Annotated in this window: 10 protein-coding genes; 6 read left to right on the forward strand and 4 right to left on the reverse strand. The window is 70.5% G+C overall.

Translation table 11 applies throughout. The features are described from left to right. Positions 1-2: 2 nt before the first annotated feature. The 5 genes from BDK92_RS23590 to BDK92_RS23610 all read left to right on the forward strand — a co-directional run bounded on the left by BDK92_RS23590 (position 3) and on the right by BDK92_RS23610 (position 4,848). Positions 3-758 (forward strand): amidohydrolase family protein, encoded by a 756-nt coding sequence (locus BDK92_RS23590; RefSeq protein WP_121158660.1) that lies wholly within the window; start codon positions 3-5, stop codon positions 756-758. Continuing rightward, complete coding sequence (locus BDK92_RS23595; protein ID WP_121158661.1) at positions 755-2,068, forward strand: phenylacetate--CoA ligase family protein; 1,314 nt, start codon at positions 755-757, stop codon at positions 2,066-2,068. Before BDK92_RS23590 ends, BDK92_RS23595 begins: the two co-directional genes overlap by 4 nt. A gap of 55 nt (positions 2,069-2,123) precedes the next feature. Further along, positions 2,124-3,305 carry an FAD-dependent monooxygenase gene (locus tag BDK92_RS23600; protein ID WP_121158662.1) on the forward strand — a complete coding sequence of 394 codons (1,182 nt, stop codon included), beginning with the start codon at positions 2,124-2,126 and terminating at the stop codon, positions 3,303-3,305. Positions 3,306-3,377: 72 nt separating this feature from the next. Further along, entirely contained in the window at positions 3,378-4,154 is a 777-nt protein-coding gene (locus BDK92_RS23605) for a 2,3-dihydro-2,3-dihydroxybenzoate dehydrogenase (protein WP_121158663.1), read from the forward strand. Between the two features lie 37 nt (positions 4,155-4,191). Beyond that, positions 4,192-4,848, forward strand: a complete 657-nt coding sequence (locus BDK92_RS23610; RefSeq protein WP_121158664.1) for an isochorismatase family protein — start codon at positions 4,192-4,194, stop codon at positions 4,846-4,848. A gap of 106 nt (positions 4,849-4,954) precedes the next feature. Here BDK92_RS23610 and BDK92_RS23615 read toward each other — a convergent pair whose 3' ends face one another. From BDK92_RS23615 to BDK92_RS23630, 4 genes are all read right to left on the reverse strand, one after another. Beyond that, positions 4,955-7,795, reverse strand: coding sequence for an ATP-binding protein (locus BDK92_RS23615; protein ID WP_121158665.1), 2,841 nt, complete (start codon positions 7,793-7,795; stop codon positions 4,955-4,957). A 195-nt stretch (positions 7,796-7,990) separates the two neighbouring features. Next, positions 7,991-9,490 (reverse strand): adenosylhomocysteinase, encoded by a 1,500-nt coding sequence (gene ahcY, locus BDK92_RS23620; protein ID WP_121158666.1) that lies wholly within the window; start codon positions 9,488-9,490, stop codon positions 7,991-7,993. A gap of 26 nt (positions 9,491-9,516) precedes the next feature. Beyond that, entirely contained in the window at positions 9,517-10,704 is a 1,188-nt protein-coding gene (gene metK, locus BDK92_RS23625; RefSeq protein WP_121158667.1) for a methionine adenosyltransferase, read from the reverse strand. Positions 10,705-10,779: 75 nt separating this feature from the next. Next, positions 10,780-12,402, reverse strand: coding sequence for an FAD-dependent monooxygenase (locus tag BDK92_RS23630; RefSeq protein WP_211349347.1), 1,623 nt, complete (start codon positions 12,400-12,402; stop codon positions 10,780-10,782). Positions 12,403-12,747: 345 nt separating this feature from the next. On the opposite strand from BDK92_RS23630, the gene BDK92_RS23635 reads away from it, so the two are divergent. Beyond that, complete coding sequence (locus BDK92_RS23635; RefSeq protein ID WP_121158669.1) at positions 12,748-15,555, forward strand: helix-turn-helix transcriptional regulator; 2,808 nt, start codon at positions 12,748-12,750, stop codon at positions 15,553-15,555. Positions 15,556-15,649: the final 94 nt, after the last annotated feature.

The raw sequence follows: 15,649 nt of genomic DNA on the forward strand, positions 1-15,649 counted from the left end.
TCATGACACGTTTCTTCGACTTCCACGCCCGCCTCGGCCCCGCGCCGGGGGCGGTGGACCGGCTGCTGGCCGCGATGGACAGCGCCGGCATCGAACGGGCCGCGGTGTCGGCCGGCGGGGTGCTCGACCTCGACCAGCTCTCCCGGCAGATCGTTCAAGGCGGACACGTGGAAACCGACGCGGACAACCGTGCCGTCCTGGCCGCCTGCCAGGGTTCGGCCGGGCGGCTGCTGCCGTTCTTCTTCGGCAACCCGCACCGCGACCCGGACGACTACCGCAGGCATGCGGCCGGGTACCGGGGGCTGGAGATCTCCCCGGCGGTGCACGGCGTACCGCTGACCGACCGGCGTACGACGGCACTGGTCGAGGTGGCGGCGGAGTACGGCCACCCGGTCTACCTCGTCACCCTCGGCCGGTACGGCGTCCGGGCGCCGGACCTGCGGACCCTGGCGGAGAAGTTCCCGGAGGTCACCTTCGTGCTCGGGCACTGCGGCTTCATCGGCATCGACACGGACGCCATCGCCCGGGTCGCGCCGAACGACAACGTCGTCGTCGAAACCTCCGGTGCCTTCATGCTCACCGTTCGCATCGCACTGGACCGGCTCGGCGCCGACCGGGTCCTCTTCGGCACCGAGCACCCGCTCCAGCATCCCGAGGTCGAACTGGCCAAGCTGCGGGCGCTCGACCTCGACCAGGACTCGATGGAGAAGGTCGCCTGGCGTAACGCGTACCGACTGCTCGGAGAGGAGATCCGATGACACAGACCTTGGCGCCGCTGCCGCAGCTCGGGCAGTGGCAGAGCCTGGACGAGCTGACCAGACTCCAGGACGGGCAACTACCGAGGTTGCTGGAATGGGCCGCCCGGTCGCCCTTCTACCGGGCCCGGCTCGGCTCGGCGTTCCCGACCGGGCGGGCCGACCTCGCCTCGGTGCCGCTCACCACCAAGCAGGACCTGCGCGACAACTACCCGTTCGGGCTGCTCGCCGTCGCGCGCCGGGAACTCGCCACCTACCACGAGTCCAGCGGCACGGCCGGCCAGCCGACACCCTCCTACTACACCGAGGACGACTGGGTCGACCTCGCCGAGCGGTACGCCCGCAAGTGGATCGGGATCACCGCCGACGACACGTTCCTGGTCCGCACCCCGTACGCGCTGATGATCACCGGTCACCTGGCGCAGGCCGCCGCCCGGTCCAAGGGCGCCACGGTCGTACCGGGCGACAACCGTTCCCTGGCCATGCCGTACGCCCGGGTCCTGCGGGTCCTGCACGACCTGCCGGTGACGCTGACCTGGTCGATGCCGACCGAGACCCTGATCTGGGCGGCGGCGGCCAGGGCGGCCGGCTACCGGCCGGACGTCGACTTCCCCGCCCTGCGGGCGCTCTTCGTCGGAGGCGAGCCGCTCAGTCCCGCCCGCCGGCGGCGGATCAGCGAGATCTGGGGCGTGCCGGTGGTCGAGGAGTACGGCTCCACCGAGACCGGCAGCCTGGCCGGCGAATGCCCGCAGGGGCGCATGCACCTCTGGGCGGACCGGGCGATCTTCGAGGTGTACGACCCGGAGACCGGGCAGGTCAGCCGCGACGGCAGTGGTGAGCTCGTGGTCACGCCGCTCTACCGGCAGGCGATGCCGCTGCTCCGCTACAACCTCGCCGACAACGTCGAGATCTCGTACGACGACTGCGCCTGCGGCTGGCACCTGCCGTCGGTACGGGTGCTCGGCCGGGCCGCCTTCGGCTACCCGGTCGGCGGGGCGAAGGTGACCCAGAACGTGCTGGAGGACCTCGTCTTCGAGTTGCCGATCGAGTACGGGGTGATGTTCTGGCGCGGTCGCGCCGAGCCGGACCGGCTACGCGTACAGATCGAGGTGCGGGACGAGGCACGGGAGGCGGCCTGCTCCGCGCTCGCCTCGGCCATCCAGGCCACCTACGGAATCCACGGCGAGGTCACCGGCGTCTCGCCGGGCACCCTCGTACCGCACGGTGTGCTCACCGCGATTCCCGACGTGATCAAGCCGCGCAGCCTGTTCGGACCGGCGGAGGACTGGGACCGGGCGCTGCTCTACTACTGACCGTGACCACCGGATGCCGGGGTCCGCGCCGGCCGTGATCTGTTGTGAGGATCGAATGGGTACCGACGAAATGCGCATCGCCGTCGTGGGCGCCGGCATCGCGGGGCTGACCGTCGCCGCCGCTCTGCTCCGCGCCGGAATCCGGTGCGAGGTGTTCGAACAGACCCGGCAACTGCGGGAACTGGGCGCCGGCATCCAGCTCTCGCCGAATGCCGTACGGCCCCTGCGCGAACTGGGGCTCGGGGAGAACCTGGAGGCGGTGGCGGTGCGGCCGGCCGCGATCGAGATGCGTCGCTGGGACAGCGACGCCCTGATCGGCCGGACCAACCTCGGCGACGAGTGCGAGCAGATGTACGGCGCCCCGTACTACTGCGTCCACCGGGCCGACCTGCACCAGGGCCTGCTGGAGCTGCTGCCCGCCGGCACCGTCCGGCTGGGGCTGCGCTGCGTCGGGGTCCGGGAACTGCCGGACGGGGTCGAACTGCGCTTCGCCGACGGCACGTCGACGACGGTCGACGCGGTCGTCGGCGCCGACGGCATCCATTCCGTGGTACGGCAGGAGCTGATCGACGACCAGCCGCGCTTCTCCGGACACACCGTGTACCGAGGCGTGGCGCCGGCGCAACGGCTGCCGCACCTCGCCCGGGAGCCGAAGGTGCTCATCTGGCTCGGCCCCGGTCAGCACTGTGTCTCCTACCCGATCGCTGGCGGCAGCCTGGTCAGCTTCGTGGCGACCAGTCCGGCCGGCGAGTGGCGGGACGAGTCGTGGACCGCGCAGGGGCGGGTGGAGGACCTGGTCGCCGGGTACACCGGCTGGCACGACAACGTGTGGGGCCTGCTCACCGCGGCCGACTCGGTGACCCGTTGGGCGCTGCACGACCGCGACACCGTCGAGCGGTGGAGCAGCGGGCGGATCACGATCGTGGGGGACGCCGCCCATCCGATGCTGCCGTTCGGTGCGCAGGGGGCCAACCAGGCCATCGAGGACGCGGTCGCCCTGGCGGCCTGCCTGTCGACCGGTATCAGGGACATACCGGCCGCGCTGGCGCACTACGAGCGGGTACGCCGACCCCGGATCGACGTGGTCCACCGGACCATCCGGGAGAACGCCCGCAACCATCACTTCGCCGACGGCGAGCAACAGCGCGATCGCGATCGCAACATGCGCGAGTCCTGGAGTCTGGACAGCTCCCGGTGGCTCTTCGGCTACGACGCCGCGCTCGCCGTACGGCAGTAGGTCGTACCGACCAGGCGGTTGGTCGTACCGGTCGGTCGCCTGGTCATCACAAGGGGGGAAGGGAAAACCGACATGGAACTCATGAACCGGGTCGCCATCGTCACGGGGGCGGCGCAGGGCATCGGCGCCGCGGTGGCGCGGGCACTGGTCGAGGGCGGGGCCCGGGTCGCCGTCGTCGACGTCAACGAGGACGGGCTCGACCGGCTCGTCGCCGAGTTCGCCCGGTCCGGTCTGCCGGTCCGGCCCTACTGTGTCGACGTCCGGGACGCCTCCGGGGTCGAGATGGTGGCCAAACGGGTCGAGCAGGAGATGGGGCCGGTCAGCATCCTGGTCAACGTGGCGGGGGTGCTGCGTACCGGGCCCGTAGTGGATCTCTCCGAGGACGACTGGGAGACGGTCTTCGCGGTCAACACCACAGGTGTCTTCCACTTCTGCCGGGCGGTGTCGCGGCTCATGGTGGAGCACGGTGGCGGCTCGATCATCACGGTCAGTTCGAACGCCGCGGGCGTACCCCGGATGCACATGTCGGCGTACGCGTCGTCGAAGGCGGCGTCCACCATGTTCACGAAGTGCCTGGGGCTGGAACTGGCCGAGTACAACGTCCGGTGCAACGTGGTCGCGCCCGGGTCCACGTACACCGAGATGCAGCGTTCGATGTGGGGGGACACGGACGGCGCGCAGGCCGTCATCGACGGTTCCCCGGCGACCTTCCGGGTCGGCATCCCGCTGCGGCGGCTGGCCGAGCCGGCCGACATCGCGGACGCGGTCGTGTTCCTGGTGTCTGACCGGGCCCGCCACATCACCATGCAGGACCTGTACGTCGACGGCGGCGCCGCGCTGCGGGCCTGACCGGAGCCGGCCCGCCACCTCAGAGAGGGAAAAGACCATGGGTATCCCCGTCATCACTGCCTACCCGATGCCGGCACCGGCCGAGCTGCCCCGCAACCAGGTGGCCTGGCGGGCGGATCCGGACCGGGCGGTCCTGCTCATCCACGACATGCAGCGGTATTTCGTGGACTTCTTCCCGCCCGGTGAACCGGTCACCAGCCTGGTGGAGAACATCCGCCAGCTCCGGCTGTCCGCGCTCCGGGCCGGTATGCCGGTCGTCTACACCGCCCAGCCGGGCGCGATGACCGTGGCGGAACGCGGCCTGCTGAACGACTTCTGGGGTCCCGGCATGAGTGCCGACGCCGCCGGTAAGCGGATCGTCGACGAGATCGCTCCGGGCGAGCGGGACGTGGTCCTCACCAAGTGGCGGTACAGCGCCTTCCACCGGACCGCGCTACAGCAGCTCTTCCGCCAGTCCGGGCGGGACCAGCTCGTCATCTGCGGGGTCTACGCCCACGTCGGGTGCCTGGCCACCGCGTGCGACGCGTTCACGCTCGACATCCAGCCGTTCCTGGTCGCCGACGCGGTCGCCGACTTCAGCCGGCAAGAGCATCTGGAAGGGCTCAGCTACGCCGCCCGGCGGTGTGCGGCGGTGACCTCGACCCATGAGCTGTTGGCGTCGCTCGGGGCGGCGGAGTTGGAGACCTCCTCCTGACCGCTCCCGGCGTGACCCGGGCCGTGCCCCCGAAGGCGACAGTGCTTCGGGGGCACGGTCGTCCCGACCGCTCCGGGCTGTTGTCAGTCGCCGCTGGCCGTGACGCTCATCCGGCGAGCGGATCCGACTGGGGGGCGAGCGGGTCCGACTGGGGCAGGTGTTCCTGGGTGAGCCGGGCCAGCTCCATCCGGGACCGGATGTCGAGCTTCCGGAACGTCTGGCGCAGGTGGTAGTTCACCGTGTGCGGGGACAGGAAGATCCGTTTTGCTATCTGCCGGTTGGTCAGACCCTGGCTGACCAGGTGGGCGATGGTCCGTTCCATGTCGTTGAGACTGCTCCAACCGAGCGCCGCGGTTTTCGGTGTGGCCAGACGCTGGCGGCGTACGCCCAGCGCACGCAGCCGGTTCCTGACCCGGGCGGCGTCCCGTTCGGCGCCGATGTGCTCGAATCCCTTGAGTGCGCGGCCCAGCTTCGCCACCGCCGGTTCGGTGCCGCCGACACCGGCGCCGAGGATGTGTACGCCGAGGTCCTCCGCGGCCCATGCGGCGGCCCACGGTTCGAGGTGCTCCGACGCGGCGTTGGCCAGTGCCCCGGCGTCGCCGTCGAGCAGGCCCCGGGCGTGTTTCGCGCCCACCACCACGGTCGGGAAGTCCGGGTTCCGCGTCGCCAGCTCCTCCGCCGTCCGGAGCACGGTGCGGGCCAGTCCGGCATCGCCCACGGTGAGCGCCAGCCGGACCAGCCAGGCGGCGGCACCGGGCTCCTCGATGAAGAGCAGCCGCCGGGTCGGCAGACCGGAGTGGTGGTTCTCCAGCAGGTCCATCGCGCGGCGGGGGCCGTCCTGCTCGGCGGCGAGCAGCAGTTCCACCCAGTCGTACTGGGCGGACCAGAGTGGTGTGTTGCCGGTGGCGAGGTTGACCCGGCAGCGGCGTACGTATTCGGCGGCGGTGAGCAGGTCCCCGGTGCGCAGCGCCACCATCGCCAGTGCGGAGAGGGCGAGCGGCACCAGCAGGTGGGCGCCGGACTCCTGGGCGACCGCCAGGGCCGACCGGGCCTGCACCCGTGACTCGGAGAGCCGCCCGGCCTGGGCCAGCAGGCGGGCGCGGGCGATCGCCGGTGCCGCGGTGTGCAGGGCGAGGTCCGAGGGGTCCATGGTCGGGCGGCTCTCCTGGATGACCACGTCCGCGGCGGCGATCTCGTGCCGGTTGGAGAGCTTGCGGGCCAGGGCCAGGGTGACGTGGGTCCGCCAGGTCGAGGGTGTGGTGGTACGCAGGTTGACGACCGCCTCCCGAGCCAGGCGCAGGCTCTCGGCCAGTTCGCCGTCCTTCCACAGCACGTTGGACAGGACCATGCCGGCGATCGCCACCGAGGGGTCGCCGGCGCGTGTGTGCGGGTCGGCGAGGATCGTCTCGGCCTCGCGTCGGGCCTGGTCCTCGTCGTGTAGCGAGAGTGCCAGCACCCGTGCCGCCGATGCCTCCGCCCGCAGGGTGTCTGGCAGCCTCCGCTCCGCCAGCGCCTGTTCGGCGAGTTCCACCGCCGGTCGTGACCGACCGCTCATGATCATGATGTGGGCGAGGCGACATCGCAGCTCCACGGCGTGCAGTGGCGACATCGGCCGGGTCAGCGCGTTCTGGGCGAGGGTGGTGGCCACGGCGAGCTTGCCCGAGGCGACCTCGTTGTCGATCGCGCTGAGGACCCGGGGCGGCCCGATCGCCTCGTCCGCCCCGGATGTGCGCGCCGATCCGGCCGGGGCCAGGTCCGCGGACCGGTCCGCCCGTACCCCCGGTCTGTTTTCCCGGCCGCCGTGGTCGGGTCCGGTGCCGCTCAGGATCCGGGCCGCCTCGTGGCAGAGCGGTACGCGTACGGACTGCGGCATCGACTCGGTCACCGCCTGCCAGACGATCTCGTGGCTGAAGGTCAGCCGTTCCGAGTGACCGACCAGCAGTCCGGCGGAGAGGGTCTCCTCCAGTGCGGGGAGCAGGGTCGCGGTGGTCTCGTGCAGCATCTCCGCCACGTGCTGCACCGCGAAGCACTTGCCCAGCGCGGCGGCCACCTGGAGCAGTTGGCGGGACTTCACCGACAGGGCGCGCAACTGGTCCTGCACCAGGGAGTGCATTCGCTGCGGCAGCGTACGGGAGAGCAGTCGGGCCGTACCCCGGTCGATCTGGATCTTCTGTTCCTCGACCAGTCCCTGGACCAGTTCCCGTATCAGCAGCGGGTTTCCGCCCGCGGTCGCGACCAGGCCGAGCAGGTCCGGGGCCGCCTTCGCCCCGACCAGGTCGGTCACCAGTTCGTCGACGACCGGATCACCGAGCGGGCCGAGCTCGATCCGGGTGACCCGGGCGTGGTGCGTGCCGAACAGCCGGTCGATGTGTGGTCCGCCCTGGCCGGCCTGGCGGGTCAGCGCCCAGACCAGCGGATGGTCCGAGACCGGGGGAGTCAGGGTGGAGAGTACGGGCAGCCAGGCCGGGTCGGCGTGGTGTGCATCGTCGATGGCCACGAGTACCGGGCCGAGCGCGCTGTGTTCCTCGATCCGCGCGTCCAGTTGCTCGGTGAGCCGCCCCCTCAGTTGCCGGCTGCCGGGGGCGTGGACGGGGGGTTTCTCGGGACGTGGCAGACCGTCCGGTTCGCGGGGTACGTTGGCCGCGTGGGTGGGCCCGACGAGCCCGGATTCGGTCGGTAGTACCAACGCCCGCTGTTCGAAGACGGTGAAGCTCCGTTGCTGGGCGGCTCGGGTGATCTCCTGTAGGAAGCGGCTTTTCCCGGTGCCTCGGCATCCCTCCAACAAAAGGATCGACCTGGGTGTGTCGGGTCGATCAAGCAGGCTGAGGACCCGTTCCCATTCGGAATCCCGGCCTCGTAACCTGGGCAGAGCCACGATGTACCCCCATGCGAGGAAGAATGCCGCAGTCGGTCGTACCGACTGCGGCGACCTCTCAATATCGGACATTCATGAGCTGCGCCGAGCAGGCAACAGTGAAGGGCGTGCATGCTCGACCATAGATGAAGGTCACCGCAGCAGACCCGTCTGTCAACTTTTTGATCAGGCCGGAGTCGGGCGGCGAAGAATGGGTGGAGTGACCATTTCGGTCACCCTCATGATGCTTCGCCCGCTGTGCTCCGTGGAACTTCCACTGTTGGCTGTTCAGTAGCGGTAGTGCTCCGGCTTGAACGGGCCCTCGACCGGAATGCCGAGATACGCGGCCTGTTCCTTGGTCAGCTCGGTCAGCTTCGCGCCGAGCGCCCCGAGGTGCAACCGGGCGACCTTCTCATCCAGATGCTTCGGCAACACATACACCCCGACCGGGTAATCCTCAGTCTTCGTGAACAACTCGACCTGCGCGATCGTCTGGTTCGCGAACGAGTTCGACATCACGAAACTCGGATGCCCGGTCGCGTTACCCAGGTTCAGCAACCGACCCTCGGACAACACGATGATCGAGTGCCCGTCATCGAACTTCCACACATCAACCTGCGGCTTGATGTTCACCCGCCGCACATCCGACCGCTTCGCCAACCCCGCCATGTCGATCTCGTTGTCGAAATGACCGATGTTCCCCACGATCGCCTGGTGCTTCATCCGCGCCATGTGCTCGTTCGTGATCACATCAAAACAACCCGTCGCGGTCACGAAGATGTCCGCCGTGCCGACCACATCATCCAGCGTCGCGACCTGGTAACCATCCATCGCCGCCTGCAACGCGCAGATCGGATCAACCTCGGTGATGATCACCCGAGCACCCTGACCACGCAACGACTCCGCGCAACCCTTACCCACATCCCCGTAACCAAGCACGACCGCGACCTTGCCACCGATCAACACATCCGTGGCCCGGTTGATCCCATCGATCAACGAGTGCCGACACCCGTACTTGTTGTCGAACTTGCTCTTCGTCACCGAATCGTTCACGTTGATCGCCGGGAACAGCAGCGTCCCCGCCTGCTGCATCTCATACAACCGGTGCACACCCGTCGTGGTCTCCTCGGTAACCCCCTTGATCCCCGCCGCGACCCGCGTCCACCGCTGGTTGTCCTCAGCCAAAGACCGGTGCAACACACCCAGGATGACCGCGTACTCCTCCGAATCAGCCGACTCCACCGCAGGAACCGCACCCGCCGCCTCGAACTGCGCACCCCGGTGCACCAACAGCGTCGCGTCACCACCATCGTCGAGGATCATGTTCGGACCCTGACCATCCGGCCACAACAACACCTGCTCGGTGCACCACCAGTACTCCTCCAGCGACTCGCCCTTCCAGGCGTACACCGGAACACCGGCGGGGGCGTCGACAGTGCCCTCCGGCCCCACCACGATCGCCGCGGCGGCGTGGTCCTGCGTGGAGAAAATGTTGCACGACGCCCACCGCACCTGCGCACCGAGCGACGTCAACGTCTCGATCAGGACCGCGGTCTGGATCGTCATGTGCAACGAACCCGTGATCCGCGCACCCGCCAACGGCTGCGCCGCCGCATACTCACGACGCAACGACATCAAGCCCGGCATCTCATGTTCCGCCAGCTCGATCTCCTTACGACCGAACTCGGCAAGCGACAGATCCGCCACCTTGAAGTCGCCGCCAGCGACAGTCGTGGGCCGGCTCTGGGTCGACGCACCACCGGAAGGCGCCGGGAGAGTACTGGTCATGAAAGCTCCTCAGAGTCGAAGGAAGGCTAGACGGCGGACTTGAGATCGGCGGCCCGGTCGGTGTTCTCCCAGGTCAAGCCCGGCAGGTCGCGGCCGAAGTGGCCGTAGGCGGCGGTCTGACGATAGATCGGACGCAGCAGGTCGAGGTCCCGGATGATCGCCGCCGGCCGCAGGTCGAAGACCTCGTCGATGGCCCTTCTGATCCGCTCCACCGGCACGGTCTCGGTGCCGAACGTCTCCACGAACAGGCTCACCGGGCGGGCCTTGCCGATCGCGTACGCCACCTGCGTCTCGCACCGCTCGGCCAGCCCGGCGGCGACGACGTTCTTCGCCACCCACCGCATCGCGTACGCGGCGGAGCGGTCGACCTTGGACGGGTCCTTGCCGGAGAAGGCGCCTCCACCGTGCCGCGCGTAACCGCCGTACGTGTCAACGATGATCTTGCGTCCGGTCAGCCCCGCGTCACCCATCGGCCCGCCGACCTCGAACCGCCCTGTCGGGTTCACCAGCAGCCGGTACCCGTCGATCTCCAGCCCCAGCGCCTCCAACTCCGGCGCGATCACCTGCTGTCGTACGTCCGGGGTCAGCAGTTCGGTCAGCGAGATGGCGGCCGCGTGCTGGCTGGAGACGACCACCGTGTCCAGCCGCACCGGGCGCAGGCCGTCGTACTCGATCGTCACCTGGGTCTTGCCGTCCGGCCGCAGGTACGGGATCGTCCCGTCCTTGCGTACGGTCGCCAGCCGGCGCGCCAGCCGGTGCGCCAGGGCGATCGGCAACGGCATCAGTTCCGGCGTCTCCGCGCAGGCGAACCCGAACATCATTCCCTGGTCGCCCGCACCCTGCCCGTCGAGCGCGCTTTCCGGCGTACCCTCGCGCGCCTCGATCGCGCTGTCGACGCCCTGGGCGATGTCCGGCGACTGCGCACCGATCGACACATTGACGCCGCAGGACGCCCCGTCAAATCCCTTTTTCGAGGAGTCGTAGCCGATGTCGAGAATTGTCTCCCGGACGATCGTCGGAATGTCCGCGTACGCCTTGGTGGTGACCTCGCCCGCGACGTGTACCTGACCGGTGGTGATCAGTGTCTCCACCGCGACCCGGCTGTCCGGATCCTGACCCAGGAGCGCGTCCAGGATCCCGTCGCTGATCTGATCGGCGATCTTGTCCGGGTGACCCTCGGTGACGGATTCGGAGGTGAACAGACGACGTGCCATGGTCAATGCCCCTAACCTGGAACTCCGGGAAGGGCGCACCCGGATGGGCGCGCCGGCTCTGCTCTCACGGAACGGTCAGCGACCGGAGACCCGGTCGACGACCGCTCCCCAGTCGTCCGGCGCGGCGTCCCCGCGCCACGCCACGTGGTGATCCGGGCGGACCAGCACCAGGTCCCGGTCCCAGGCGGTGCGGGCCGTCGGATCGTCGACCCGCAGGTACGCCACCGGCACCCCCCGCCGACCGGCCTCCTTGGCCAGGATCTCCCCGGTGCCCGCCCGGGACAGGTCGACCAGGGTGTAGTCCGGGCCGAGACGGTCGAAGACGCTCGTGCCGTCAGCGAGCCGGACCGAAGGTGCGCGCCCGCCGGGCCAGGTGCTCGGCACGATGGCACGCCACTGCCACTCCGGCGCCGGGCCGTCCTCGTGCCAGACGACCGGCGAGTCGCCGTAGCGGTATCCGAAGTGGATGCCGACGTTGTCGGCCTGGAAGCTCTCCCGGCCGAGGAAACCGGCGACGTGTTCGCGGGACGCACCGGCGCGGACCAGCCGCCCGAACCGCCGCCAGACCTCCATCAGGTTGGCGCACATCTCCGCGTTGAACGACGCGACCGGGCGTCGCTCCCGTTCGTAGCTCTCCAGCAGCCCGGCCCCACCCCAGCCGTTGACCAGGGCCGACAGCTTCCAGCCCAGGTCCACCGCGTCGGCCAGTCCGGTGTTCGCGCCGAAACCGCCGGTCGGATAGAAGACGTGCGCGGCGTCGCCGACCAGGAAGGCGGACCCGTTCCGGTACGAGTCGGCGACCGCGAGCGTGCCGTCCCACCGGGCGACGCTGCGTACCTCCTCCACCGCGAAGTCGACGCCGAGTCGTTCCCGTACGAGCGCCATCGGGTCGGCGTCGACCGCCGCGTCCTCGGCGGCGCCACCGGTGAGCAGCAGGCTGGCCGTCCAGGTGTCCCGTTCGTCGCGCGACACCAGGGTCAGGCCGCGGGCCGCGATCGTGACGAACGCCCGGCCGTGCCGGCGCAGCGCCGGGTCCGCGCTGCGGAAGTAGACCGAGCAGTGCCGGGTCTTCGGGCCGGACTCACCGAGCGGGATGGCCAGCAACCGGCGGACGCTGCTGTTCGCCCCGTCGCAGCCGGCGAGGTAGCGCGCCCGGACGAGTCGGGTGGTGCCGGTGGCCGGTTCGACAACGGTCGCGCTCACCCCGTCCGGCGTCTGCTCCAGGTCGGTGAGGGACCAGCCCTCCCACAGGTCGACCAGTGGGTGGGCACGGGCCTGGTCGCGTACGAACTGCTCCAGTAACGAGCCCTGCACCCGCTGGTACGCCTGGACGGGCGCGGAACCGTCGTTCACCCGCGCGAAGCGGTCGGTCAGTTCGGTGACCGAGGGATGGTCCCAGATCTGCACCGGCGGCTCGTCGAAGCCGCGTGACCAGAGGAAGTTTGCCCGGTACTCGGCCGGCACCCCGCGTCGGCGGAGTTCGTCGGCCAGGCCGAGCCGGTGCAGCAACTCCATGCTGCGCCCGCTGACGTAGTCCATCTTGGGGTGTCGCGACGGTGTCGTGGCGCGCTCGACGAGCACGCACGGGACCTGGTGGTGGGCCAGTTCCAGGGCGAGCACCGCGCCCACCGGTCCCGCCCCCACGATCAGGATCGGGGTCTCCAGGGGCGCCGTCGGATGTCGTTCTTGGGTACGCACGCACAACTCCTCACGCCGGTGACCGAAGCTCGCCTCTGCGTCGAGCATCGACCGCCGTGTCCGCGTCCGGCATGGCGCCTTTACGCGATGTCGAGGAAGAACTGACCAAAAAGCTGACGGGCAGTTGGTCGTTTGCTCCTAGATGCCGGGTACGTGCGTCGTATGCCTGACGGCCGTCCGTACCGTGGTCTCGACGCCCGGTCCGACAGTGCGTGAAGCGCTAGGATCACTGTCAATGCCGGATTTCATTACGGCGTTGCGGGGGCAATTCTGGGTCAAGGTTCGGTACGTCCCAATCAGCGCAATAACAGCGGCAAAGGAACCTGGAACCGGGGGAGATGTTAGGTGCCATTGACCGGGGGCCCGCTCGTGGGCAGGGACAAATGGCTGGGCGAGCTGGGGACGGCGCTCACCGCGACCGTGACGGGCAACGGCGGCTGCGTCGTGGTGGAGGGCCCCGCCGGCATCGGCAAGAGCAGACTGCTCGCGGTGGTCGCCGAGGAGGCCACCAGACGGGGGCTCCCGGTGGCGGTCGCCCGACCCACCGAACTGGACCGGATCGCCCCGCTGAGCGCGCTGCTACGGGCGTTGCGCGCCGCCAGTCCGCCGGTGCTCGACGACGCCACCATCGCCGAACTCGCCCGCCAGGAGGGCAACCGGTTCTGGCTGCTGGACCGGCTCGGCGAGACGATCGAGGAGTTCGCCGCCGAACGCGGCCTGGTGATGATCCTCGACGACACCCAGTGGGCCGACGAACTCACCGCGCTCGCCCTGCGTACCTTCGTGCCGACCATGCGCAACTCGCCGGTGCTCTGGCTGATGGCCCGCCGGCCGCAGTCGACCAAGTCGCCGGTCCGGGACGCGGTCGACTGGCTCCTCTCCGAGGGGGCCACCCACATCCGGCTGGAGCCACTCTCCGAACAGGACGTGGCGACCTTCTGCGGCCAGGTGCTCGGGGCCGTACCGGGCAGCACAGTGCTCTCCCTGGCCGAACGGAGCGGCGGCAACCCGTTCCTGCTCGAACAGCTCCTGACCACCATGGTCGCCGACGGCCGGGTGGTGGTCGAGGACGACACCGCGACCGTGGTCGCCGGTGACCTGCCGACGATGTTCCTGAACGCGGTCGAGCACCGGCTGCGTGATCTCAGCCCCGGCGCCCGTCGGCTGCTCGACGTGGCGTCCGTGATCGGCCGACCGTTCACCCTGCACGAGGCCGCCGGGCTGGCCGGCATTCCCGCCGTACAACTGCTCGCCGCCGCCGACGTCGCCGCGAAGGCCGGCATCCTGGTTGACTCCGGCACCGAGCTCGAGTTCGGCCACGACATCCTCCGCGAAGCCGTCTACCAGGCGCTTTCCGGCCCGGTACGGCACGTCCTGCACCGCGAGGCGGCGTTCGTCCTGCAGAGCGAGGGGCGGCCCGCGACCGAGGTGGCCGAACACCTGGTGCGCAGCGCCCGGCGGGGCGACCAGCGGGCCGTCTCGGTGCTGCGCGAGGCGGCCAACACCATCGCGCCCCGCGCCCCGGACACCGCCGCCGACCTCCTGCTGCGGGCACTCGACCTGATCGACGAGGACGACCCGCAGCATGCCCGGGTGGTCGCCGACGCGGTACGCCTGCTCGCCTCGGTCGGACGACTCGGCGAGGCCCGCGAACTCGGTGACGCGGCGCTGCGGCACGGGCTCGACGCCGAGACGGAGGCGGCGATCCTGCTCGGCCTCGCCGAGGCGCTCAAGCACGCAGGTGAGGACGCCGCCGTGGTCGAGTCCACCTCCCGGGCGCTCGCCCGGCCCGGCGTACCCGACGCGGCCCGGGCGCACCTGCTCGCGATCCGTGCGCACGCGCTGCTCTACGTCGACGATCACGACGCCGCCGAGCGGGCCAGCGTGCAGTCGATCAGCGTCGGTACGGCCGCCGGTGAACCAGCCGCCGCCGTCTTCGGCCTGGCCGCACGGAGCGTGGTGGCCCGTACCCAGGGCCGGCTCGCCGACGCGGTCCAGTTCGCCCGGGAGGGCGTACAGCTCGCCGACACGGCCGGTGGCGAGGCCCGGGGGCGGCACCCGTCGCTCTGGCTCGCCCGGGCGCTTGTCGCCACCGACCGCTTCACCGAGGCCGACGCCATGTTCGAGCTGGGTGAACGGGAGGCCGGGCAGCTCGGCACGGCCTGGTCACAGCCGCTCTGGCACTTCTACCGGGCGGAGCTGCGGTTGGCGGCGGGGCGGCTGGACGAGGCGGAGGCGGAGGCCGAGGCGGGGCTCTCGGTCACCGAACGGCTCTCCGCGCGGGCGCTGGCGGTGCCGCTGTTCGGGATCGCGGCCGAGCTCGCGCTGCGCCGCGACGACCTGCCGACCGCCAACGCGCAGATCGGCCGGGCCCGCGAACTGCTGAACAACGGTGTCGGCGCCATGACCGAGGACCTCGGCTGGGCGGTGGCCCTGGTGCACGAGGCGGGCCGGGACCTGAAGTCGGCCCTGGAGGTGCTCGGCCCGATCTACGAGGCGCTGCCGCACCGGCTGCTGCTGATCAGCCAGGAGCCGTGGGCCGGCCCGCAACTGGTCCGGCTCGCGCTCGCCGGCGGGCTGGACGAGTGGGCCCGGGCCGCCGCGGCGGCGACCCGCCGGCTGGCCGACGCGAACCCCCGGGTCGCCTCGCTCGGCGGTGCGGCGGCGCACGCCGAAGGGCTGCTCCGAGCGGACCGGAGCGCGCTGCACCGGGCCGTGGCCGCGTACCGGTCGAGTCCGCGGGTGCTGGCCAGGGCGTCGGCGATGGAGGACGCGGCACGGGCGGAGAAGACCCACGGCCGGCGTACCGAGGCGGTGGCGCTGCTGGACGAGGTGCTCGAGGTCTACGGGCGGTGCGAGGCGCTGCGCGACCACGCCCGGGTCCGTCGGGAGTTGCGGGCCCTGGGCGTACGGCGGCGCACGATGGCGCCGCCCGCCGCCGCGACCACCGGCTGGACCAGCCTGACCGAGGCGGAACTGCGGGTGGTCCGGCTCGTCGCCCAGGGCATGTCGAACCGGGCGACGGCGGCCCGGCTCTTCCTCTCCCCGCACACGGTCGACACCCACCTGAGGCACGCGTTCGCCAAGCTCGGCGTCTCCAGCCGGGTCGAGCTGACCCGGCGGGTGCTGGAGCATGAGGGCACGTCCTCGTGACGGTGATCCGGGCCACGGGCGGGGATCACGTGAAAGCGTGATGTCGGCCCGGAACCGGACCGACATGATGCTTCCGGAAGGTGGTCACCCGGCC

Origin of the sequence: Micromonospora pisi, assembly GCF_003633685.1 — a bacterium.
GTDB lineage: Bacteria > Actinomycetota > Actinomycetes > Mycobacteriales > Micromonosporaceae > Micromonospora_G > Micromonospora_G pisi.

Excerpts from the sequence above, each read along its gene's own strand:
- BDK92_RS23590 (WP_121158660.1), top strand. The coding sequence starts at position 3 with ATGACACGTTTCTTCGACTTCCACGCCCGCCTCGGCCCCGCGCCGGGG.
- BDK92_RS23595 (WP_121158661.1), top strand. The coding sequence starts at position 755 with ATGACACAGACCTTGGCGCCGCTGCCGCAGCTCGGGCAGTGGCAGAGC.
- BDK92_RS23600 (WP_121158662.1), top strand. The coding sequence starts at position 2,124 with ATGGGTACCGACGAAATGCGCATCGCCGTCGTGGGCGCCGGCATCGCG.
- BDK92_RS23605 (WP_121158663.1), top strand. The coding sequence starts at position 3,378 with ATGGAACTCATGAACCGGGTCGCCATCGTCACGGGGGCGGCGCAGGGC.
- BDK92_RS23610 (WP_121158664.1), top strand. The coding sequence starts at position 4,192 with ATGGGTATCCCCGTCATCACTGCCTACCCGATGCCGGCACCGGCCGAG.
- BDK92_RS23615 (WP_121158665.1), bottom strand. The coding sequence starts at position 7,795 with ATGTCCGATATTGAGAGGTCGCCGCAGTCGGTACGACCGACTGCGGCA.
- ahcY (WP_121158666.1), bottom strand. The coding sequence starts at position 9,490 with ATGACCAGTACTCTCCCGGCGCCTTCCGGTGGTGCGTCGACCCAGAGC.
- metK (WP_121158667.1), bottom strand. The coding sequence starts at position 10,704 with ATGGCACGTCGTCTGTTCACCTCCGAATCCGTCACCGAGGGTCACCCG.